General features: G+C 50.4%; 16 protein-coding genes and 3 tRNA genes. 11 read left to right on the plus strand and 8 right to left on the minus strand.

Translation table 11 applies throughout. The annotated features are described in order from the left end of the window. The first annotated feature begins 15 nt into the window (after nucleotides 1-15). The 3 genes from BRW83_RS04255 to BRW83_RS04265 are packed head-to-tail and all read left to right on the plus strand — an operon-like array spanning nucleotide 16 to nucleotide 2,716. Nucleotides 16-1,047 carry a FecCD family ABC transporter permease gene (locus BRW83_RS04255; RefSeq protein ID WP_005881270.1) on the plus strand — a complete coding sequence of 344 codons (1,032 nt, stop codon included), beginning with the start codon at nucleotides 16-18 and terminating at the stop codon, nucleotides 1,045-1,047. After that, complete coding sequence (locus BRW83_RS04260; protein WP_005881268.1) at nucleotides 1,044-1,808, plus strand: ABC transporter ATP-binding protein; 765 nt, start codon at nucleotides 1,044-1,046, stop codon at nucleotides 1,806-1,808. The genes BRW83_RS04255 and BRW83_RS04260 overlap by 4 nt, the downstream gene beginning before the upstream one ends. Nucleotides 1,809-1,837: 29 nt before the next feature. Beyond that, nucleotides 1,838-2,716: a cobalamin-binding protein gene (locus tag BRW83_RS04265; RefSeq protein WP_036603063.1), complete on the plus strand. Its 879-nt coding sequence runs from the start codon at nucleotides 1,838-1,840 to the stop codon at nucleotides 2,714-2,716. Nucleotides 2,717-2,800: 84 nt separating this feature from the next. Here the strand turns inward: BRW83_RS04265 and panC are convergent, their stop codons facing one another. The 4 genes from panC to metG all read right to left on the minus strand — a co-directional run bounded on the left by panC (nucleotide 2,801) and on the right by metG (nucleotide 7,463). After that, nucleotides 2,801-3,640, minus strand: coding sequence for a pantoate--beta-alanine ligase (gene panC / locus BRW83_RS04270; protein WP_005881263.1), 840 nt, complete (start codon nucleotides 3,638-3,640; stop codon nucleotides 2,801-2,803). Between the two features lie 79 nt (nucleotides 3,641-3,719). After that, on the minus strand, nucleotides 3,720-4,550 hold the full coding sequence (locus BRW83_RS04275) for a segregation and condensation protein A (protein WP_231284545.1): 831 nt from the start codon (nucleotides 4,548-4,550) through the stop codon (nucleotides 3,720-3,722). 337 nt (nucleotides 4,551-4,887) lie between these two features. Further along, the gene (locus BRW83_RS04285; protein WP_005881259.1) at nucleotides 4,888-5,367 is read right to left on the minus strand and encodes a GNAT family N-acetyltransferase; all 480 of its coding nucleotides are present in this window, start codon (nucleotides 5,365-5,367) and stop codon (nucleotides 4,888-4,890) included. Nucleotides 5,368-5,375: 8 nt separating this feature from the next. Then, entirely contained in the window at nucleotides 5,376-7,463 is a 2,088-nt protein-coding gene (metG, locus tag BRW83_RS04290; protein WP_005881257.1) for a methionine--tRNA ligase, read from the minus strand. A 112-nt stretch (nucleotides 7,464-7,575) separates the two neighbouring features. On the opposite strand from metG, the gene apbC reads away from it, so the two are divergent. Continuing rightward, nucleotides 7,576-8,661 (plus strand): iron-sulfur cluster carrier protein ApbC, encoded by a 1,086-nt coding sequence (gene apbC, locus BRW83_RS04295; RefSeq protein ID WP_036603915.1) that lies wholly within the window; start codon nucleotides 7,576-7,578, stop codon nucleotides 8,659-8,661. Nucleotides 8,662-8,668: 7 nt separating this feature from the next. Here apbC and BRW83_RS04300 read toward each other — a convergent pair whose 3' ends face one another. Then, nucleotides 8,669-9,748, minus strand: coding sequence for a substrate-binding domain-containing protein (locus BRW83_RS04300; RefSeq protein ID WP_005881253.1), 1,080 nt, complete (start codon nucleotides 9,746-9,748; stop codon nucleotides 8,669-8,671). 206 nt (nucleotides 9,749-9,954) lie between these two features. Here BRW83_RS04300 and BRW83_RS04305 point away from each other — a divergent pair, with 206 nt between their 5' ends. The 6 genes from BRW83_RS04305 (at nucleotide 9,955) to BRW83_RS04330 (ending at nucleotide 15,238) form a co-directional block, all read left to right on the plus strand. Then, complete coding sequence (locus BRW83_RS04305; protein ID WP_036603059.1) at nucleotides 9,955-11,622, plus strand: OFA family MFS transporter; 1,668 nt, start codon at nucleotides 9,955-9,957, stop codon at nucleotides 11,620-11,622. Nucleotides 11,623-11,990: 368 nt separating this feature from the next. Next, entirely contained in the window at nucleotides 11,991-13,379 is a 1,389-nt protein-coding gene (gene gltX, locus BRW83_RS04310) for a glutamate--tRNA ligase (RefSeq protein ID WP_005881248.1), read from the plus strand. 182 nt (nucleotides 13,380-13,561) lie between these two features. After that, a tRNA-Ala gene (locus BRW83_RS04315) sits at nucleotides 13,562-13,637 on the plus strand. 27 nt (nucleotides 13,638-13,664) lie between these two features. Beyond that, nucleotides 13,665-13,740, plus strand: a tRNA-Glu gene (locus BRW83_RS04320). A 27-nt stretch (nucleotides 13,741-13,767) separates the two neighbouring features. After that, nucleotides 13,768-13,843: transfer RNA gene (locus BRW83_RS04325), tRNA-Glu, on the plus strand. Nucleotides 13,844-13,993: 150 nt separating this feature from the next. Then, complete coding sequence (locus BRW83_RS04330; RefSeq protein ID WP_005881246.1) at nucleotides 13,994-15,238, plus strand: DUF2863 family protein; 1,245 nt, start codon at nucleotides 13,994-13,996, stop codon at nucleotides 15,236-15,238. 42 nt (nucleotides 15,239-15,280) lie between these two features. Here BRW83_RS04330 and moaC read toward each other — a convergent pair whose 3' ends face one another. Beyond that, nucleotides 15,281-15,784 (minus strand): cyclic pyranopterin monophosphate synthase MoaC, encoded by a 504-nt coding sequence (gene moaC / locus BRW83_RS04335; RefSeq protein ID WP_005881245.1) that lies wholly within the window; start codon nucleotides 15,782-15,784, stop codon nucleotides 15,281-15,283. Nucleotides 15,785-15,881: 97 nt separating this feature from the next. Between moaC and BRW83_RS04340 the strand changes: the two genes are divergently transcribed. Continuing rightward, nucleotides 15,882-17,369, plus strand: coding sequence for a beta-barrel assembly-enhancing protease (locus tag BRW83_RS04340; RefSeq protein WP_005881243.1), 1,488 nt, complete (start codon nucleotides 15,882-15,884; stop codon nucleotides 17,367-17,369). A gap of 97 nt (nucleotides 17,370-17,466) precedes the next feature. Here BRW83_RS04340 and BRW83_RS04345 read toward each other — a convergent pair whose 3' ends face one another. Continuing rightward, nucleotides 17,467-18,864 carry a DEAD/DEAH box helicase gene (locus tag BRW83_RS04345; RefSeq protein WP_005881241.1) on the minus strand — a complete coding sequence of 466 codons (1,398 nt, stop codon included), beginning with the start codon at nucleotides 18,862-18,864 and terminating at the stop codon, nucleotides 17,467-17,469. A 270-nt stretch (nucleotides 18,865-19,134) separates the two neighbouring features. Continuing rightward, entirely contained in the window at nucleotides 19,135-19,938 is an 804-nt protein-coding gene (gene fabI, locus BRW83_RS04350) for an enoyl-ACP reductase FabI (protein WP_005881239.1), read from the minus strand. Nucleotides 19,939-20,086 lie beyond the last annotated feature (148 nt).

Consider the following 20,086-nt stretch of genomic DNA (forward strand, 5'->3'; position numbering starts at 1 on the left):
AAAGGCTTGTCATTCATGCCGGTACAAAGCAGTTTATCCCAGTCAGGTTTGCCGTCAAAAAGACGGCAGACAATGTGGCTGCTGATATTGCTGGTGCTGGCAGTGGCAAGCCTTTTGCTTTCCTGCACGATCGGTTCGGTCGGCTTGAGTGTCGGCGAACTCTCCGGTGCACTGTTCGAACTGATATCGGGACACTCAGAGTCGCTGGCGGCGACGCTTTTGTCGATGCGGCTGGAGCGGGCATTTGCTGCGTTTGTTGTCGGCGGATCGCTGGCACTGGCCGGTTGCATGATGCAGGCCTTGTTGCGCAATCCGCTGGCTGATCCTTATGTGCTGGGCGTTTCCGGAGGCGCATCGGTCGGTGCATTGTCGATGCTGTTTTTATCGGCCTCTCTCATGATGGTCAATATTATCGCTTTTGCCGGAGCGATGGTCGTGGCGCTCATTCTCTATCTGCTTTCACGACGGGATTTTTCCATTGCTGACGGTTCTTCGCGCCTGTTGTTGACAGGTGTCATTCTGGCATTCGGGTGCAGTGCCATTGTCACCCTGCTGTTGACGGTCGCTGCCGATAATGATTTGCGCGGAATGGTTTTCTGGCTGGTCGGTGATCTGGCCGGGGCGACGGTCACAGTCTGGTCGGTAGCGATTATGCTCGTTGTATTCATATTCGTATGGCTTGCCGCCAGATCAGTCAATCTGCTGGCCCTGCATGCCGATATGGCGGTGACACTGGGCGTGAACGTGGCATCGCTGAAAAAAAGCCTTTTCGTCGGAGGGGCGCTGTTGACGGCTTCGGCCGTCACGTCGGCAGGCAACATCGCTTTTGTCGGCCTGATTGTCCCACATGCCTGCCGGATGATATGGGGGCCTGACCATCGTTTTCTTTTTCCTTCCGCATTGTTGACCGGTGGTTTTTTTCTGGTTCTGGCCGATACGCTTTCCAGAACGGTTCTGGCTCCACACCAGTTACCCGTTGGAGTGGTAACTTCCCTGATCGGCGTTCCCGTTTTCCTTTTCCAGTTATACAGGAGCCGACGGGTATGACGATGATTCTCGATAATGTGTCTTTGCAGGCTGGCGGCAAGCGTCTCATCGATCATCTGGAAATGACGATCGAACCGGGTCAATGCTGGTTCGTATACGGACGCAATGGCGTCGGGAAGACGACGCTTTTGAAAACAATGGCCGGATTGCAGAAACCGGATTCCGGATATATCGTGCTGGACGATCTTGCCCTGCCGGAATGGGAACCACGGGAACTGGCCAAAAGACGGGCCTATTTGCCACAGGCTCAAGGCGATACATTCGGTTTTACCGTTATGGAAACGGTGGTAGCGGCACGGTTTCCTTACCAGACTGGATATCTTGGGGATTCTGCAGACGATATTGAAAAAGCGGTTTCGGCATTGAAACGTCTGGAAGTGTTTCAGCTGGCTGAGAGGGATATCCGAACCTTGTCAGGGGGTGAACGGCAAAGAGTGGCTGTAGCCGCCTTGCTCGCACAGGATACGCCCCTGATGCTTCTTGACGAACCGGCGTCAGCGCTTGACCTGTCCCATCAGGCGTCCCTTCTCGGGCTGATCCGTGAATTGTGTCGTGGACAAAACAAGGCAGTCGTCATGGTCGTTCACGATTTGAATATGGCCTGGGACGTCGCTTCGCATGTCTTGCTTTTACATGGGAATGGCTTCTGGGAAGCAGGGAAAAGAGAAGCTATGATGTGTACTGAAAAATTGTCGGAGTGCCTGCAATTTCCGGTACAGACGGTATTGCACGGAGACCGGACGGTTTTCGTTTCTTATTGAGGTATTCTCTGGCCAGTGGATCGGATTTCATGAAAAAATTTTGGTGGCTCTGCCTGTTCTGGATGGCAAATGCCCTGGCGGCCGTTACCGTCACGGATGATACAGGTCGTACCGTAAGGCTATCGAAACCGGCGCAGCGTATCATTTCACTGGCGCCTCATACGACTGAGCTGATTTATACCATCGGCGCCGGTTCGCAACTGGCAGCCGTCACCAGTTACAGTGATTATCCAGCCGAGGCAAAAAGACTTCCCATCGTGGGAGATTTCAGGCAAATCGATCTGGAAAGGGTACTTGCCATGAAGCCTGATTTGCTGGTGGTATGGCAGGGAGGGAATCCACAAAAGCAGCTTGAAAGACTGAAAAGGGCTGGCATTCCTGTTTTTTACAGCGATCCGCGCCGTTTGAGCGATATTCCGGACAATATGGTCAAACTGGGCATATTGACTGGTCATGAGGTTGCCGCCCGTAAAAAAGCAGTGCAGTGGACGCAGGCCATGAACCGGTTGAAAAAACAGTATGGCAAACGTTCAGGTGTGCGGGTTTTTTATCAGGTATCGGATTCGCCGCTGTTTACATTGAATGGCAAGCATATTGTGAATGAGGCGATTTCACTTTGTGGCGGTACGAACATTTTTGCCGATCTGTCCATTATTGCACCCAATGTCAGTATTGAATCCGTTATTGCCAAAAATCCCGAAGTGATTGTCAGTTCCAAAGGGCTTGGCACGTCTAATGGCTTGTCGATGTGGAAACGCTTCAAAACGGTCGATGCAGTACGCTACGGAAATCTCTTCGGCATCAATTCAGACTGGATGGACCGTGCAGGGCCGAGGATGCTGGCCGGGACGGAAATGCTTTGCAAAAAGCTGGAGGAAAGCCGGAAAAATATCCGCAAATTCCATTAGACAATAAAGATTTTAATATTTTCAGGCATTAAAAAAGGCAGAACATTCTGCCTTTTTTAAATCTTGCGGATTGTTTTATCCGCTTCAGATTTCCAGATTATCGATCAGTCGCGTTTCACCCAGTTTTGCCGCAGCCAGTACGACAAGCGGTTCTTTTTCAGCCAGTTCACCGGCTGTTGGCGGTTGCAGGTTGAATTGTTTTCGGATCGAAACGTAATCCGGAACCCAGCCGCGTTGTGCCAGCTCTTCCTTGGCATGCTTTTCCAGTTTGTAAATATCCTGATAGCCGCCCCTCATTTTTTCTGCAATATTTTGCAGCGTTTTGTACAGGTTGGGCGCTTCCTGACGCTGTTCTTTGGACAGGTAGGTATTGCGAGAAGACAAGGCCAGTCCGTCGTCTGCACGCCATGTTTCTGCCGCGATGATTTTGGTTGGCAATGCGAATTGCTGGGCCATGTTACGCACGACCATCAACTGCTGGTAATCTTTTTTGCCGAAGATGGCAACGGCCGGATTAACGCAGGAAAAAAGTTTCAGCAATACGGTTGTAACGCCATGAAAGAAGCCAGGACGGGATTTGCCTTCCAGAATGTCGGCCAGTTCCTGTGGCGGCTGGACACGGAATTCCTGCGGTACGGGATACATGTCTTTTTCAGTCGGGGCGAAAAGAACGTACACCCCTTCTTTTTCCAGTTTTTCGACGTCTGCCTTGAATGTACGGGGATAGGTGTCGAAATCTTCGTTCGGGCCGAATTGCAGGCGGTTGACGAAGATGGATGCGACGACAGGATCGCCGTGTTTTTTGGCAAGTCGCATCAGTGACAGGTGGCCGTCATGCAGATTTCCCATGGTGGGAACGAAGGCGGTGCGCAATTGTCCGCGTAACTGGTTGCGGAGCTCTTCTATGGTGGTAACAACTTTCATGATGTGCCGGCAGTTCGGAAAAAGGTTAATGGAAAAAGTAAAAAAAGTGTTTGCCAACGGCAAAAGTATTATTCTCTGCTCAATCGTGGTACTGGGTCAACCTTATATAGATCGGTGCACCCGCTTCCACCTGTGTTATTTCAATTAATGTCTCTTTTGCCAGTTCCAGAAGGGCCAGAAAGTGTACGATGACGACAGCAACGCCTTCCGACGTTTCAAAGAGCTCATAAAATTCAACGAACCGGACATCGCGCAACTGGCGCAATATGGATGACATATGTGCCCGGACGGACAATTCCTGTTTGGAAACCGTATGTTTTGTCGTCAGTTTGGCCCGACGGATGATTTCGGCAAACGCTTCCTGCAATTCACTGGCAGAAACAGTGGGCCATTGCCGTTCGGTATTTTTGGCAATTTTGGCCTGGGTCAGGAAAAAATCATTGCCCAGTTTGGGAATCTGATCCAGCGTCTGGGCGGCCAGTTTCATTTTTTCATATTCCAGGAGGCGTCTGACCAGTTCGGCACGTGGATCTTCCGGCTCTTCATCTGAAATGGTTTTGACCTTCGGAAGCAAAAGGCGTGACTTGATTTCAACGAGTAAAGCTGCCATCAGCAGGTATTCGGCAGCCAGTTCGAGTTTTTGCGATCGGATACGGTCGACGTATTGCAGGTATTGCAGCGTCAGCTGTGCCATTGGAATGTCGAGGATGTTGAAATTCTGTTTCCGGATAAGGTAAAGCAGAAAATCCAGCGGGCCTTCAAAAGCATCGAGAAAAACTTCCAGCGCTTCGGGCGGAATGTAAAGATCGTTCGGCATTTCCAGTACGGATTCGCCGTAAAGACGGGCTATGGCGTCGTTACTTTCTGCATTGGCAGACGAAACAGGAGCTTTCTCCCGGGATGTTGCCATATCGTCTGATGAAGAATCTGCCATAAAACCGTTTGAAAATCAGTGTGAAGATTTGGGTATGGGCTTGTTTTTGCCCTTTTTCAGCTGAAAAGGAAGATGGCTCGCCGGAATTTTTCGCAATACTGAGAATTCCTCTTTTTTTTCAGTTTCAGGCAGAACGGGGTTTTTGATCTGCCAGTCTTTTATTTGTGCATCCAGTTCGGATGAATAATTGCTCAAGAGCCTGAATTGAATCATTGTACGTGCTATTCGTGTGAATGAATTTATCTGTAAAAGCCGGTGGTGTATTTCGCTATCGATTTTCTCATTAAAACAGGGATTGGGCCGTCGCACCTGTTCAAATATCAAGGACCTTCCGCATCATGATCGGAGGCGGTTCCAGAGTATTACGGGTGGAAAATTCTATTTCCGGTGCCAGCTCGAAACCGTAAGCCTCGTATAAACTGGTCAGCGGTTCCAGATAAAGATGCAAATAAAGGCGCAATTCGTTTATTTCACACAGTTGGGCGTGGTGAATGATGGCCTCGATCAGATGCTGGGAGAGTTTCTTGCCGCAAAAAGCGGGAATCAAACCCAGTCGCCGGATTTTCCAGATATGATCGTCTTCATCGAGAGCAGCCCACCGGAGTGAACCGGCAGGTATATCGTCAACTGTCAGGATGAAAGCGCCGCCATTGTGCAAATCTTCATTGACGTTGACCCATGTGTCCCGATGACCTTGTGCAGTGGGCGGACATTTGCCTGCCCAGGATTTTCTCGTCAAATCGGCGATTAAACGGGCATCTTCGATGGAAGCTTCCCTGACGGCGATTTTCATATTCAGCCTTATCGCAATCGCATGCCCGGTTTGGCACCAGGCCAGGGTTCCAGGATATAAATGCCGGAATCGTCTTTTCCGGAAGCGGCCATGACCATGCCTTCGGAAACGCCGAATTTCATTTTCCGCGGAGCCAGATTGGCGACAACGACGGTCAGTTTGCCGACAAGGTCTTCCGGTTTGTAGGCCGAGCGGATACCCGCAAAGATGTTGCGCAGTTTGCCTTCACCGACATCTACTGACAGACGCAGCAGCTTGTCTGCACCTTCCACAAGACTGCAATCGACGATTTTGGCGATACGCATATCGACTTTGGCGAAATCGTCAATCGTGATCTGGTCGGCGAGCGGTTCGATTGCCGGTTCTGGTTTTTCTTCTGCGGATGCCGTTTCTGCTGCCGGTTGTGGTGCGTCAAAAAGGGCTTCCAGCATTTTGTCGTCAACGCGTTGCATCAGATGTTCGTAAGGATTGATGGCATGTCCATCGGCCAATGGTTTCGAGACGTCTGACCATTCAAGCGATGGAAGGTTCAAAAATCCTTCGACCTTTTCGGCGACAGCAGGCAAGACCGGTTTCAGGTAAATGGTCAAAAGCCGGAAAGCTTCGAGCAGGCGGGTGCAGACCTGATGCAATTCTTCTGTTTTTTCCGGATCTTTCGCCAGAACCCAGGGCTTGTGTTCGTCGACATAGGCATTGACTTCATCTGCCAGATGCATGATTTGACGCAGCGCCTTGCCGAATTCGCGTGCTTCATAAAGTTCAGCGATTTCGGGCGCAGCGGCACGGAGATTATCCAGAATAGGCGTGTCTTTTAATGCCCATCCGGCAGCCAGTTTGCCACCAAAACGTTTGGTAATGAATCCGGCCGCACGGCTGGCGATGTTGACGTATTTGCCGATCAGGTCGGCATTGACGCGGGCAATGAAATCCTCGCCGGTAAAGTCAAGGTCTTCGACACGGTCGGACAGTTTGGCAGCGAGATAATAACGCAGCCATTCCGGGTTCATCCCGATGTCCAGATAGCGCAATGGCGAAATGCCGGTGCCGCGCGACTTGGACATTTTTTCACCGCCAACAGTGATGAAACCGTGAACGTAAACATTGTTCGGGACACGCATGTCGGCGAAATGCAGCATCGCAGGCCAGAACAGGGTATGGAAATAAATGATGTCCTTGCCGATGAAGTGGTACTGTTCGGTTTCCGGATCGGCCATGAAAGCGTCGTAATCGCCGCCGGTTTTGCTGAAATAGTTTTTCAATGAAGCGAGATAACCGACCGGTGCGTCCAGCCAGACGTAAAAATATTTGCCTGGCGCGTCCGGAATTTCAATGCCGAAATAAGGTGCATCACGGCTGATATCCCAGTCGGAGAGGGCGTTTTCTTCACCGTCCTTGCCCTGCAGCCATTCCCGGGCCTTGTTGGCGACTTCGGGTTGAAGACGCGGATGACCGTTGACCTTGCCCAATGTCCATTCTTTCAAAAATTCGGTACATTGCGGGTCGGACAGGCGGAAGAAAAAGTGTTCCGACTGTTTCATGACCGGCGTGGCACCGGTCAGAATGGAATAGGGGTTTTTCAGTTCGGTAGGAGCGTAAACCGTGCTGCAGACTTCGCAGGTGTCGCCGTACTGGTCTTTTGCGCCACATTTCGGGCATTCGCCCTTGATGTAGCGGTCCGGGAGGAACATTTCCTTGACCGGATCGAAGAATTGTTCGATGGTGCGGGAAACGATCAGGCCTTTGGCTTTCAGCCGGCGATAGATTTCGCGGGACAATTCATAGTTTTCAGGACCGTCGGTCGAGTGCCAGTTATCAAAACTGATCAGGAAACCATTCAAGGGCGCTTTTCTGCCGGCGGCAATTTCGGCAACGAATTCCTGTGGTGTTTTACCGGCCTTTTCAGCGGCAATCATGATCGGGGCACCGTGCACATCGTCAGCGCCGACGAAATGGACTTCCCGCTGTTTCCCGTCATCCTTTTGCATTCGCTGGAAACGGACCCAGATGTCGGCCTGGATATATTCCATGATGTGTCCGATATGAAACGGTGCGTTGGCGTAAGGCAGGGCAGTAGTGACAAACAGCTTTCGTGACATGATAAATAAGTGAAAATGAACGGTAAAAGAACATTTTACCAGTCTTGACGCCGGAAACGGGCATCTTTTGTGTAATTGCGTTAGACTTCCCATGCAAAAGAAAGGGGAAAAAATGTCCATTACACCAGAAGCTGTCAATCAGGCCATTTCCACGGTGGTTGATGACAATCTCCAGACAGATTATGTCAGTGCCAGATCGGTCAAAAACATTCAGATCGACGGAAATGATGTTTCTCTGACAATCGAGATGGGGTATCCAGCGAAAAGTCTCCACGAATTCATCAGAAACCGTGTGACGGCTGCGTTGCGAAAAATTGACGGCATCGGCAAGATTCATGTCGATGTCGACACGAAAATCGTCACCCATGAGGTACAACGGGGCGTCAAACCTTTGCCGGACATCAAAAACATCATTGCCGTGTCGTCGGGAAAAGGGGGCGTCGGAAAATCGACTACAACGGCCAATCTTGCTCTGGCACTGGCTGCCGAAGGCGCTCGCGTCGGTATTCTGGATGCCGATATTTACGGGCCGTCACAACCGAGCCTCATGGGAATTTCCGAAAAGCCGACCTCGTCCGACGGCAAAAACATGGACCCGATCATTCAGTACGGATTGCAGCTGATGTCGATCGGTTTCATGATGGATTCGGTCCAGCCACTGGCCTGGCGTGCCCCGATGATCACGCAGGCTGTGATGCAGCTCTTGCAGCAGACGAAATGGCAGGATCTGGATTACCTGTTGATCGACATGCCTCCCGGAACGGGCGACATTCAGCTGACGCTGTCGCAAAAAGCGCCTTTGACGGGGGCGATTGTGGTGACGACACCACAGGATGTGGCTGTTCTCGACGCCAGAAAAGGCTTGATGATGTTCCAGAAAATGAATGTCGATGTTCTGGGCATTGTCGAAAACATGAGTTCGTATGTCTGTTCACATTGCGGGCAGATCGAGCATATCTTCGGCAAGGATGGCGGCAAACTGATGAGTGAAGCGTATGGCGTCGATTCCCTTGGAGAAATTCCATTGAATATTGCTGTCCGGGAACAGACGGACAATGGCAAACCGGTTGTCGTTGCCGAACCGGACGGGTTGATGGCAGGGATATTCCGGGATATTGCCTGCAGACTGGCAGCGAAAGTGGCTTTGAAACCGAAAGATACGTCAGGGCTGTTCCCGCCGATTGTCAAGGCAGAATGAAAAGCGATCAGGCGTCGGCGAGTTTGAAGACTTCGTCGACTGTCAGGATTTCACCGGTTTCGGTGGCGTCATACCCGCCGAGCTGGTTGACCTCGTGCATGTATTCATCACTGCGGATGATGCCGAGCATTTCTTTCAGGGTATTGCTTTCCAGCGTTTCTTTTGCAACTGCAAAGAAATAACGTTCTTCGACCAGTGGAACGAAATCCAGACCGAAACGGTGCGCCGCCGTTTCAACGCCGAATCCCACATCAGCCATATTGCTGGCAATGTAAGCTGCAACAGCGGCGTGGGTGAACTCGGCTGTTTCAAAACCGTTGATGTCGCCGGAATCGATCCTGTTCTTTTGCAGCAGGATTTCCAGAACACGGCGAGTGCTGGAACCGATCTGGCGGTTGACGAAACGAACATCAGGCCGGGTCAGATCCTGAAACGACAGGATTCTTTTCGGATTGCCACGGGCGATCATCAAACCCTGTTTGAGATTGGCAAGATGGATCAGACAATGGTCTTCAGGTGACAGGAAGCGCAAATACAATTGCAAAACACTGTCTTCATATACGCCGACGGGCAAATGGAAACCGGCTATTTCGCAATCACCCTGTGCCAGAGCGGCAATCGATTCCATACTGTTCTGGTAACGCAGTTCAATAGGCAGTTCAGCATGATTGATGCTTTCCATCAGGGTAGACACGGCAAAACCGTGGCTGGCGCACAAACGCATGGAACGGTTGTTTCCCAAAACACTTTTGGAGAGTTCGGTTTCAAGTTCGGAAGAAAGGCTTTCCAGTGTCGGAGACAAACGGGCGGCAATTCGCCGTTCAGCCCACAATAAAGTTGTCGCAAAATGGGTAAGTGTTGTACCACGTCCACGGTGTTTCTCTAAAAGAGGCGCACCAAAGAGGGATTCAGCTTCCCGCAACAGACCCCATGCGTGGCGATATGACAGGCCCAGATTCCGGGCTGCCTGCAAGATAGCACCTTCGGACTGAATGGCCCCCAAGAGGCGCAACAGCATGGCTGTGTCCATCGAGGGCTTCTTGCCGCGGGCAATTCGCCAGTGAGGTTCTATCGAAACTTTATACATGGGGATATTGTAACCCAGATCGAGAGGAAATATATGCAAAAAATTGCTTATAGCCTACCTCTTTTTGCAATGGTATTATGCTGCGTCGGAACTTTTTTGTTAACCCGGCTTGATTATTTGCACAACAAATATTTCAAACCGGTAATTTTGACTGCGTGTAACCCCGCGAACTAAAGATTTCAGTTTTTTTTCTAGGAGAGTAGAGTATGTCTTTATTGAAATCGCTCGGGAAGGAATACACGGTTGCTGGCGAAGGTTTTAATCGCTGGCTTGTGCCTACTTCCGCGTTGATGATCCACCTGTGCGTCGGCATGGGCTATGGTATGTCCGTTTTCTGGCTGCCAATGTCCAAACTGGTTGGCGTATCTCAGGGTCTGGGTAAATCTCTGGCATGTCCTGCGGACATGAGTTTCTTCGCTCAATTGTTTACCACTGAATGCGACTGGAAAGTCGTCATGTGTAGCGTTGTATTCGGCATTCTGTTCTTCATGCTCGGTACGACAACCGCTATCCTCGGTAACTGGCTGGAACATGCTGGCCCACGCAAATGCGGTTTGGCTTCCTGTTGCTGTTTCTGTTTCTTCTTCTTCATGATGGCTGTCGCCACCTTTACTCATCAGTTGTGGATCGCATGGCTTTCCGCAGTTGTCGGCGGTATCGGTCTTGGTCTCGGTTACATCACTCCTGTTTCCACACTGATCAAATGGTTCCCTGACCGTGTCGGTATGGCAACGGGTATGGCTGTCGGTGGTTTCGGCGGTGGCGCTATGGTTGGCGCTCCTCTGGCACAGAAACTGATCGGTTTCTTCCAGACTCCTACTTCCGTCGGCTTGTGGCAGGCATTTGCCGTTATGGCATGCTGCTATACCGTTATGATGCTCTTGGGCAGCTTCACCATGCGCGTTTCCGCTCCTGGATACAAACCAGCCGGTTATGTTCCTGTCAACAAGGGCAACATGGTTGACGACGGTCATGGTGGCCTGATTGAAGCTTCCGCATTTAACGTCAATACCAGTAAAGCTGTCAGAACGCCTCAGTTCTGGTGCTGCTGGTTCATGCTTTTCTTGAACGTCGCTGCCGGTATCGGTGTTCTGTCCATGGCTTCCCCGCTGCTGCAGGAAGTGTTTGCAGGTAACCTGATCCATATGCCTGGCGTTCCATTCGACCAGTTGACCGATGCACAAAAAGGTCAGGTTGCGATGATCGCTGCAGGCTTCACCGGCTTGCTTTCCCTGTTCAACATCGGTGGTCGTGTTGTCTGGGCAGCCCTGTCCGATAAACTGGGTCGTAAAACGGTTTATTTCATCTACTCGATCGTTGGTGCCATTCTGTACGCTTCCATTCCAACACTGGCTTCTTCCCTGAACCTGTTGATGTTCCTGTGTGCAGTTTGTATCTGTATCTCTTTCTACGGTGGTGGCTTCTCGACCATTCCTGCATACCTGGCCGACTTGTTCGGTACCCAGTTCGTCGGCGCCATTCACGGTCGTCTGCTGACTGCATGGTCTGCTGCCGGTTTGCTGTCTCCATTGCTCATCAACATCATCCGTGACGTACAGTTGAATGCCGGTGTTGCCAAAGCTCAGGCATATTCCGTTACCCTGTACATCATGGCTTGCTTCCTGATTGTTGAATTCTTCTTTGCCCTGGCTATCCGTCCGGTCAACAGCAAGTACTACATGACTGAACAAGAAGTCAAGGAAGCCAAAGCCGAACTGGAAGACAAGGTTCTGGCCGCTCAGGCTTCCGGTGTTGTACCTAAAGCAACCCCGACTTCTGCAGGTACCATGATCATCTGCTGGCTGATCGTTGGTATTCCTCTGCTCTGGGGTGTTTACCAGACAGCTCTGCAAACGATCAAGATGTTCTCTTAATCGTCAGAAGGCAGCCTTTAAAGACTGCAACTGAACAGACATCCGCATGTGCGAAAGCCTTGCGGATGTTTTTTATTTTACGGTCCGGTTATCGGTCTGGCTTCAGCCTGTAAAAGAGTATTCGGCTTTATGTAAGAAAAGGAAAAGCCGACACTCATCTGAAAAAAGACTTGAGATGGATTTTTTCAAAAGTCCTTTTGTCTCAAAAGTGAATTTATCTTTTGTCCGGAGTGTTGCCTGAGAGTCCTTTTTGCCGACAATGAATTTCCGGCGAAAGCTTATTTGGAGGATCCGCACGCACAACGCTCGCTAATGATGCCGCTGACGCGGTAAAATATGCCTTTCGTTCTATTATTTATCTTTTTATCATGACTGTAAGAACTCGTTTTGCGCCAAGTCCGACCGGTTTTCTGCATCTGGGCGGTGCCCGTACTGCCTTGTATTCCTGGGCCTATGCCCGCCATCATGGCGGCCAGTTTGTTTTGCGGATTGAAGATACCGATGTGGAGCGATCCACACCAGAGGCGGTGCAAGCGATTATCGACGGCATGCAATGGCTTGGCCTGCAGCATGACGAAGGTCCTTTTTACCAGATGAAACGCATGGATCGCTACCGTGAAGTAATCGATCAAATGTTAAAAGAGGGTACCGCGTATTACTGTTATTGTTCGCATGAAGAACTCGAAGTCATGCGGGAGAAACAGAAGGCTGCCGGCGAGAGCCCGCGTTACGACGGGACATGGCGTCCTGAACCGGGAAAGACGCTTCCTGCCGTACCGGAGGGAAGAAATCCTGTCGTACGCTTCAAAAATCCGAAGGAAGGCGATGTTACCTGGAACGACCGCGTCAAAGGCGAAATCACGATTTCCAACAGCCAGCTGGACGATCTGATCATTGCCCGTTCCGATGGAACACCCACGTATAATTTCTGCGTGGTGGTTGACGATTGGGATATGAGAATCACGCATGTGATTCGTGGTGATGACCATGTCAACAACACGCCTCGCCAGATCAATATCCTGAAAGCGTTGAATGCGCCTCTGCCGGAATATGCGCATTTGCCGATGATTCTGGGTGACGACGGTGAAAAGCTCTCCAAGCGACATGGTGCTGTTTCAGTAATGGAATATCCCGGTGCCGGTTATCTGCCGGAAGCCATGTTGAATTATCTGGCCCGTCTGGGCTGGAGCCATGGCGATGACGAAGTTTTTTCAATGGATCAGTTTTGCGAATGGTTCGATTTCGATCATCTTTCGTCTTCCGCTGCCCAGTTCAATACGGAAAAACTGAACTGGCTGAACAATCACTACATCCGTGAAGCGGACAATGGCCGTCTGGAAGCACTGGTTCGCCCGCAACTGGAAAAGATGGGTGTCAGGCTCGATCAGGGCCCGGCATTGCAGGATGTGATCGGCCTGATGAAGGATCGTGTCAATACAGTTAATGAATTGGCGAATGCATCACTGATGTTCTATATGGAACCCGATCCGGACCCGGAACTGGTCAAAGAGCATTTGACGGACGAAGCGCGTGCCGCCCTGAAGGAGTATGCAGCCAATATCGAAACGATTGAATGGGACAGGGAAGCGCTTAAAGTCATGATGAAGGGTGTTTTGAAGCAGAACAAGCTGAAAATGCCTCAGGTGGCGATGCCATTGCGTCTGTTTCTGACCGGACAGCTGCATACGCCTTCAATCGATGCAGTCGTTTGTCTTTTTGGAAGAGAAACGGTTTTATCGCGTTTGAAGGACCTGTAAGCAGTATTTTGCGTTGCCGGTTTGCAGGAATCAGACCATTTTTCTGATTCCTTTTTTATTGCCTCAAAGCATTGAAACCGGTTTTCTGTTTTCCAAAATGTTGTGCAGAGCTGACACTTCCGGGTTTTATAATTTGGATTGTCAAACTATAAAAAAATTTGCTATAATCTTCTTTCTGCATTGGGGGTATAGCTCAGCTGGGAGAGCGCTTGCATGGCATGCAAGAGGTCAGCGGTTCGATCCCGCTTACCTCCACCAAATGAAGTAAAGCAGACTGAAGATTGTGTCTCCATCGTCTAGAGGCCTAGGACACCACCCTTTCACGGTGGGAACAGGGGTTCGAATCCCCTTGGAGATGCCATTAAAAGTCTTTTTACCTGTTGTTTGTGTCTCCATCGTCTAGAGGCCTAGGACACCACCCTTTCACGGTGGGAACAGGGGTTCGAATCCCCTTGGAGATGCCATCTTTTCTTTCCATTTTTTCCCTTTTTTGTTCTGGATGGCGGAATTGCGTTTTTTTCATGGCTAACTTGCGGGTATTGCTTATGGCTCAGGGTGATAGTCCGTGAAAAATCCACTACAATTACAAGTTCTGTCGCCTCATTGTAAATATCATGCGTCGTTTATCTCGAACCGGATCTTCCAGACTTTGTCCAGATAGCCAGCGGCTTGTGTCACTGGCTTTGGAAATGTTTCATGCTTCCAGTCTTCTGGAGAGTGAATTTTGCCGGAAAAAAATGGAAACGCTCGTTTCCAGATTGTTGCATGCTAAAAAGCAATCTGTTTTGAACGATGCTATCGAATATCTGTTTTCTTCCGACATGGATGCCTATAACTGTCTGCTGGAAGTGGTTGAAGCACTGAGCGAATCAGCGATCATTCAGGTGGACGACAAGGAATATCATGTTTTGCTGGTGGCTATTCCGATTCTTGCATGGACACGTTTTTCCATTCCATCCGGTACGCTCTCGCCAGAGTTGATTGAAGCGGTTTCAGATCGTTTCGGTGCCTTGATTCTGGCCGACAATGTCAGATTTGCAGTGGCTCCCGGTTTGTATGCTGTCGATCAACTGCCATTTACCCATGTTGATGTGATGGCAGTCACTCATGGGCTGGTTCAGTCGATTATCCAGCATTCAAGATTCGAGCTGGCGTCCAAACAGGAAACGGTGCCGTTTCTGGCTGACGGGCGTTATCTGATTGCTGCGGTCATGGCACCTGCCGGTCTGCCTGTGTTCAGATGGCAGGCCGATCCGGATCTGGTCAATTTCGAAGAGACCAAGGATGACTGTCTTGAACAGTGGCAGAAACAGGTAAACCCTCTGGTTTCGGAGATGTTGCCGGGTTGCAATGTTGAATTGTTGTTGCCGGGCGGTTTTTTCAATACCTGCCGCATTGCAGATCAGCTGATCCGGCCTTCAAGCATACGGGCAGCGGTACATTATCTGACCTATGCCCTGGATACCCAGCCTGAGAACCTGTGTGCGGTTGTCGGTGGTTTCGGCAAGAATCTCGATGGCATTCAGGTAGAAGAATATCGGATCAGTTTCTATCAAAAGGGCAGCGACAAGATCGTGTACGGTATCGTCTGGCCGATTTACGGATCGGAAGATTTCGATTCGATGACATGGACGGCACAACTGGAAAGTCCCCTTGCGATTAAAAGAGGGAACCGGCAGCTGGCCCAGATTTTCGATTTGCTGCGTGAACTGGGTGTTGCGTACGACAAGACAGCCGTGGAAAGATTTGCCATGGAGTTCTGTGAGGATTGCGGGGCACCCCTGTTTGCCGATACCAATGGTGAACTGGTTCACGCTGAGATGCCGGAAGACGCCAAAAGAGAAGCCCAGTTGCATTAAGGTTTTTCGCCGGTGAATCCGGGCGCCGTTACGGAGACAGCTTTATTTTTCCGATATCCAGTGACCGGATTGCCCACCACTTTTTTCCTGCAGGTGAATGTCTGTCATCACCATGCCGCGGTCTACGGCTTTCAACATATCGTAAATGGTCAACAGGCCAACCTGAACAGCGGTCAGCGCTTCCATTTCCACTCCTGTTTTTCCCATCGTTTCGGCTTGTGCCCGACATGTGACGCAGGTGTTTTCTGTCGTGAAATCAACGGTCACTTTCGTCAATCCGACTGGATGGCAAAGTGGGATCAGCTCGCTCGTTTTTTTGGCGCCCATAATGGCGGCAATACGCGCAATGCCCAGCACGTCACCCTTGTCGGCTTGTCCGGCGAGGACAAGGGCCATTGTTTCCGGTTTCATGTGAATGGAACCGCTTGCAATGGCGATGCGGTGCGTTTCCTTTTTTTCACCGACATCGACCATATGGGCTTTTCCCGAGACATCAAAATGTGTCAGCTGATTTTTATCGTCTTTTGAAGGAGGATTTTGTGGCATAAAGCGAATGAACGATTGTGCGTTTGACATGAAATGATTATAAAGTACCGGTATGATAGCACCGTGAACCGGTTTTAATTTATCACCTGACAATCTTATGATTTTACATCTTCGACGTTTTGTGTTGCCTGTACTGGCTGTATTTTGCCTGCAGATTTCAACTGCCGGTGCACAGTCGGGGATTCCCAGTATGGGCGATACGGCTCGTGGCGAATTGACTCCGGTTGCGGAGTACAAGCTGGGCAGGGAAATCATGCAGCAGATCAAGGGCGATCCGGCCTATGTCAATGACCTTGTTTTAAGTGAATATCTTTCCAATCTGGGCAACCGCCTCGTGTCGGCCAATGCGGAGACACGAGGGGAACTGTCCAACGATTTCACATTTTTTGCCATTCGTGACGGAACCCTGAATGCGTTTGCATTGCCGGGTGGCTTTATCGGTGTTCATACCGGCTTGCTGCTGGCAACCCAGAGTGAGTCCGAACTGGCATCTGTTTTGTCGCATGAAATCGGGCACGTTTCGCAGCGCCATATTGCCCGGATGATGGGACAGGCAAAGCAGGACATGCTGATTCCGATCGCATCCGTCGTTCTGGCGATTCTGGCTGCGCAGGCAAGTGCAGATGCAGCAGGAGCCGTTTTGATGGGCGGGCAGGGGTACGCTCTTCAAAAACAGATCAATTTTACGCGTGATGCGGAAAAAGAAGCGGATCGGGTCGGTTTCCAGATTTTGAAGGGGGCCGGTTTCGACACAACCGGCATGACGACCTTTTTCCAGAGAATGCAGACGGCAACGCGTACGTATAGCGATGCACCATCGCCTTATTTGAGGACTCACCCGTTGACTGCCGATCGTATCGCCGATATTGAGGCACGTGTACGGCATGAGCCATACCGTCAGCATGCAGATGATATCGATTTCTATCTGGTTCGGGGCAATGCAAGAATCGATCAGGATGACAGTGAACCGGCATTGCACAATGCCGCGACTGTTTTTGAGGAACAGGTCAAAAGCGGGAGCCGTATACAGATGACGGCGGGAAATTATGGCCTGGCTTTGATTGCATTGCATCGCAAAAATCCGGCTGATGCAAAAGCCTATTTGCAACTGGCGAAGAAATCGGCTGGCAATGCAGCGGCAAAAAGCCTGGCCTTGAACAGTTTGTCGATTGAAATTCTTCTTGAGTCAGGGCAGGCTGCTGAAGCGGCTCGCGAAGCGCGTGCCGCGATGAATCTTTTTCCATCTTCAAGAGCGATTGCACACCTTTATGCCAGCTCTCTTTATGCATCCAAACGCTATGACGAGGCGGCAAAATACCTGAGAAAACAGGCACAGTCTTACCGGGATGATCCCGATTTGCAAAGACAGCTGGCCAAAGTCTATGACGCTTTAGGCAAGAAAGCCCTGATGCATATGGCACTTGCCGAATCATACGGTCTGGTCGGCGCTTATCAGGCAGCGCTTGAACAGCTCAAGATGGCCAGGCAGTCTCCGGATGTGAATTTTTACGATCAGTCGATGATCGATGCCCGTGAGCGTGAATGGAAAAAGATTATCCGTGAAAGTCTGAAAGAAAAATCCTGATGATGATCTTTCATCAGTCAATAAAAAAGCCCGTCAAATCAGATTGACGGGCTTTTTGCATTGGAACAGAGAATTCTTTTCCAATTGTTATGGCAGTTTAGCGATGGCTTTCTGCCGCTCTGCGACCTTCGCCGCTTCTGCCTTGTCCACGACTGCGTCCCGCGCCGTCTTTTCTGGCGGCAGCCGGTTTGCCAAAACCGCGCTGGCTGAATTTAGGCGACGCGTTACGTTTGCTGCCGGGTTTCCATCCGGATGGCTTGCGTTTGGATGGTGCTGCCTTGAACGACAGTTTCGGCTCGAAGCCTTCGATCACGTTGACGGGGATCGATTGTTTGGTGAAGCGTTCAATCTTTCGGACGTTATTGTTATCGTTGTGGTTGACCAGCGAAATGGCCAGGCCATGCCGTCCCGCACGGCCGGTACGGCCGATACGATGGACATAATCTTCCGGGAATTTCGGCAGGTCATAGTTGACTACGTGCGTGATGTTCGGGATATCGATGCCACGTGCCGCGACGTCCGTTGCAACGAGAATCTTGACCTGACCCCTGCGCAATTTCGTCAGGGTTCTGTTGCGTGCTCCCTGTGGCATGTCGCCGTGGAGTGCCGCAGCGGAAAAACCGGCGATCGCCAGACGGTCGGCGACGATGTCGGCATCCCGTTTGGTTGCGGTAAAAACGAGTGCCTGATCGAGTGAACGGTCGTGCAGCAAATGGTCGAGCAGACGGTTCTTGTGAGGCAGATCGTCGACGAAATGAATCATCTGATCGATGTTTTCATGGCGTGAGGCCACTGAATGGATATGAATCAATTCAGGGTCACGGGTGATTTTACGGGCCATGTTGCCGACAATACCGTCCAGTGTTGCCGAAAAGAGCATGGTCTGGCGCGTTTCGGGAGTGGCTGCAATGATGGTCTCGATATCGTCGATAAATCCCATATCCAGCATACGATCGGCTTCGTCGAGCACGAGAATTTCAAGCTGGTCGAAACGGATCTTGCCTGAATGCATATGATCGATCAGTCTGCCGGGGGTAGCGACCAGAATTTCCGGGTTTTTTGCCAGCAGTTGCATCTGCTTCGGATAAGGCATGCCTCCCAGAATGGCAACAGTACGGAAATGCTTGAGATACGCACTGTAATCTTCAGAGGATTGTACAATTTGCATGGCCAGTTCGCGGGTCGGCGTCAGAACGAGCATTTTAGGGTGAGCTGGTTCGTAACGGACTTTTTCGCCTTTTGCGCGGGCTGCCTGACGTTTCTGATTGAACGTTTTCTTGTCCGATTTTTCAAATGGTACGCTGGCAAAACGATGCAATGCTGGCAGCATGAAGGCAGCCGTTTTTCCGGAACCGGTTTGCGATGAAACCAGCAGATCTTTTCCTTCGATACCTGCAGGGATGGCTTTTTCCTGAACCGGGGTTGGCTTGTCGTAATGGATGTCGGCAAGCGCTTTCTGGATTAATGGATGTAATCCGAGTGCTTCAAATGTCATTTTTTTTACTCAAATAAAGGATGATTTTCCTTGTGGGAAAATATAAAAATGGCAGTACCTAGCACCAGGTTACGAAATAACTGAATGGAGAGATTTCGGCACAAAAGCTTTGCGCCAGAAATGTGTCAAGAAACACGGTAAGGCGGAAGGGCTTTAAAAAGCATGAATTATTATCATGCACAGGCTGGCAATGCCATCGTCTGATTGCGCAGAAAATATGTTTTCGCGCAATCAGCTATTATAGCATGTATTTCAGGGATGAGACCAGATTTATTCTTTCTGGGCGACAACACCGTCGGTATTCAGTCCCATGACATGAGAGAAACCGCCGTCAACATAGGTGATTTCACCCGTGATGCCTGATGCCAGATCGGACAGAAGGAAAGCGGCTGCGTTGCCGATTTCTTCGATCGTGACGTTACGGCGCAGTGGTGCATTTTGTGCGACGAAATTCAACAGGATGTTGAAGTCGCGGATACCGCTGGCTGCAATGGTCTTGACCGGACCTGCCGAAATGGCATTGACGCGAACGCCGTGCTTGCCAAGGGATTCGGACATGTAACGGACACTGGCTTCCAGAGATGCCTTGGCCAGGCCCATTGTGTTGTAATAAGGGATGGCACGGTTGGCGCCCAGATAAGTTAAAGCCAAAGCGGAAGAACCCGGTCCCATCAGATGGCGGGCGGCCTTGACCATGGCTGGATAACTGTAAGCGGAAATATCATGGGCAATTTTGAAATTTTCGCGGGACAGGCCATCGAAAAAATCACCTGCAATGGCTTCCCGGGGAGCGAAACCGATGGAATGAACCAGTCCGTCAAGACGGCCCCATTCTTTTTCGATTTCTGCGAAAACGTGTTCGATCTGCTCGTCGCTGCCGACGTCGCATTCGTAAATCATTTCACTGCCCATCTCTTTTGCAAACGAGGTGATGCGGTCTTTAAAACGTTCACCGACGTAGGTAAAGGCCAGTTCTGCTCCTTCGCGTTTACACGCTTCGGCAATCCCCAATGCAATGGAACGGTTCGATAACAGACCGGTGATAAGAATTTTTTTACCTTGCAAAAAAGCCATGCATGACTCCAAAACTATATTGTGTTTGCCGTATGGTGTTACGGCTTTTTATTTAAAAAATCAGACGGATTGATGAATCGTATTCATCATTGTCCTTCTCTTCTGGCAAGATTGTAGTTCGTCAGAAAGAATGCGGCAACTTTTCCAT

Source organism: Oxalobacter formigenes (assembly GCF_002127965.1).
GTDB classification, from domain to species: Bacteria; Pseudomonadota; Gammaproteobacteria; order Burkholderiales; family Burkholderiaceae_D; genus Oxalobacter; species Oxalobacter formigenes.

Excerpts from the sequence above, each read along its gene's own strand:
- BRW83_RS04260 (WP_005881268.1), top strand. The coding sequence starts at position 1,044 with ATGACGATGATTCTCGATAATGTGTCTTTGCAGGCTGGCGGCAAGCGT.
- fabI (WP_005881239.1), bottom strand. The coding sequence starts at position 19,938 with ATGGCTTTTTTGCAAGGTAAAAAAATTCTTATCACCGGTCTGTTATCG.
- BRW83_RS04345 (WP_005881241.1), bottom strand. The coding sequence starts at position 18,864 with ATGACATTTGAAGCACTCGGATTACATCCATTAATCCAGAAAGCGCTT.
- BRW83_RS04255 (WP_005881270.1), top strand. The coding sequence starts at position 16 with ATGCCGGTACAAAGCAGTTTATCCCAGTCAGGTTTGCCGTCAAAAAGA.
- BRW83_RS04265 (WP_036603063.1), top strand. The coding sequence starts at position 1,838 with ATGAAAAAATTTTGGTGGCTCTGCCTGTTCTGGATGGCAAATGCCCTG.
- moaC (WP_005881245.1), bottom strand. The coding sequence starts at position 15,784 with ATGCCACAAAATCCTCCTTCAAAAGACGATAAAAATCAGCTGACACAT.
- BRW83_RS04275 (WP_231284545.1), bottom strand. The coding sequence starts at position 4,550 with ATGGCAACATCCCGGGAGAAAGCTCCTGTTTCGTCTGCCAATGCAGAA.
- apbC (WP_036603915.1), top strand. The coding sequence starts at position 7,576 with ATGTCCATTACACCAGAAGCTGTCAATCAGGCCATTTCCACGGTGGTT.
- gltX (WP_005881248.1), top strand. The coding sequence starts at position 11,991 with ATGACTGTAAGAACTCGTTTTGCGCCAAGTCCGACCGGTTTTCTGCAT.
- BRW83_RS04330 (WP_005881246.1), top strand. The coding sequence starts at position 13,994 with ATGCGTCGTTTATCTCGAACCGGATCTTCCAGACTTTGTCCAGATAGC.
- BRW83_RS04305 (WP_036603059.1), top strand. The coding sequence starts at position 9,955 with ATGTCTTTATTGAAATCGCTCGGGAAGGAATACACGGTTGCTGGCGAA.
- BRW83_RS04285 (WP_005881259.1), bottom strand. The coding sequence starts at position 5,367 with ATGAAAATCGCCGTCAGGGAAGCTTCCATCGAAGATGCCCGTTTAATC.
- metG (WP_005881257.1), bottom strand. The coding sequence starts at position 7,463 with ATGTCACGAAAGCTGTTTGTCACTACTGCCCTGCCTTACGCCAACGCA.
- BRW83_RS04340 (WP_005881243.1), top strand. The coding sequence starts at position 15,882 with ATGATTTTACATCTTCGACGTTTTGTGTTGCCTGTACTGGCTGTATTT.
- panC (WP_005881263.1), bottom strand. The coding sequence starts at position 3,640 with ATGAAAGTTGTTACCACCATAGAAGAGCTCCGCAACCAGTTACGCGGA.
- BRW83_RS04300 (WP_005881253.1), bottom strand. The coding sequence starts at position 9,748 with ATGTATAAAGTTTCGATAGAACCTCACTGGCGAATTGCCCGCGGCAAG.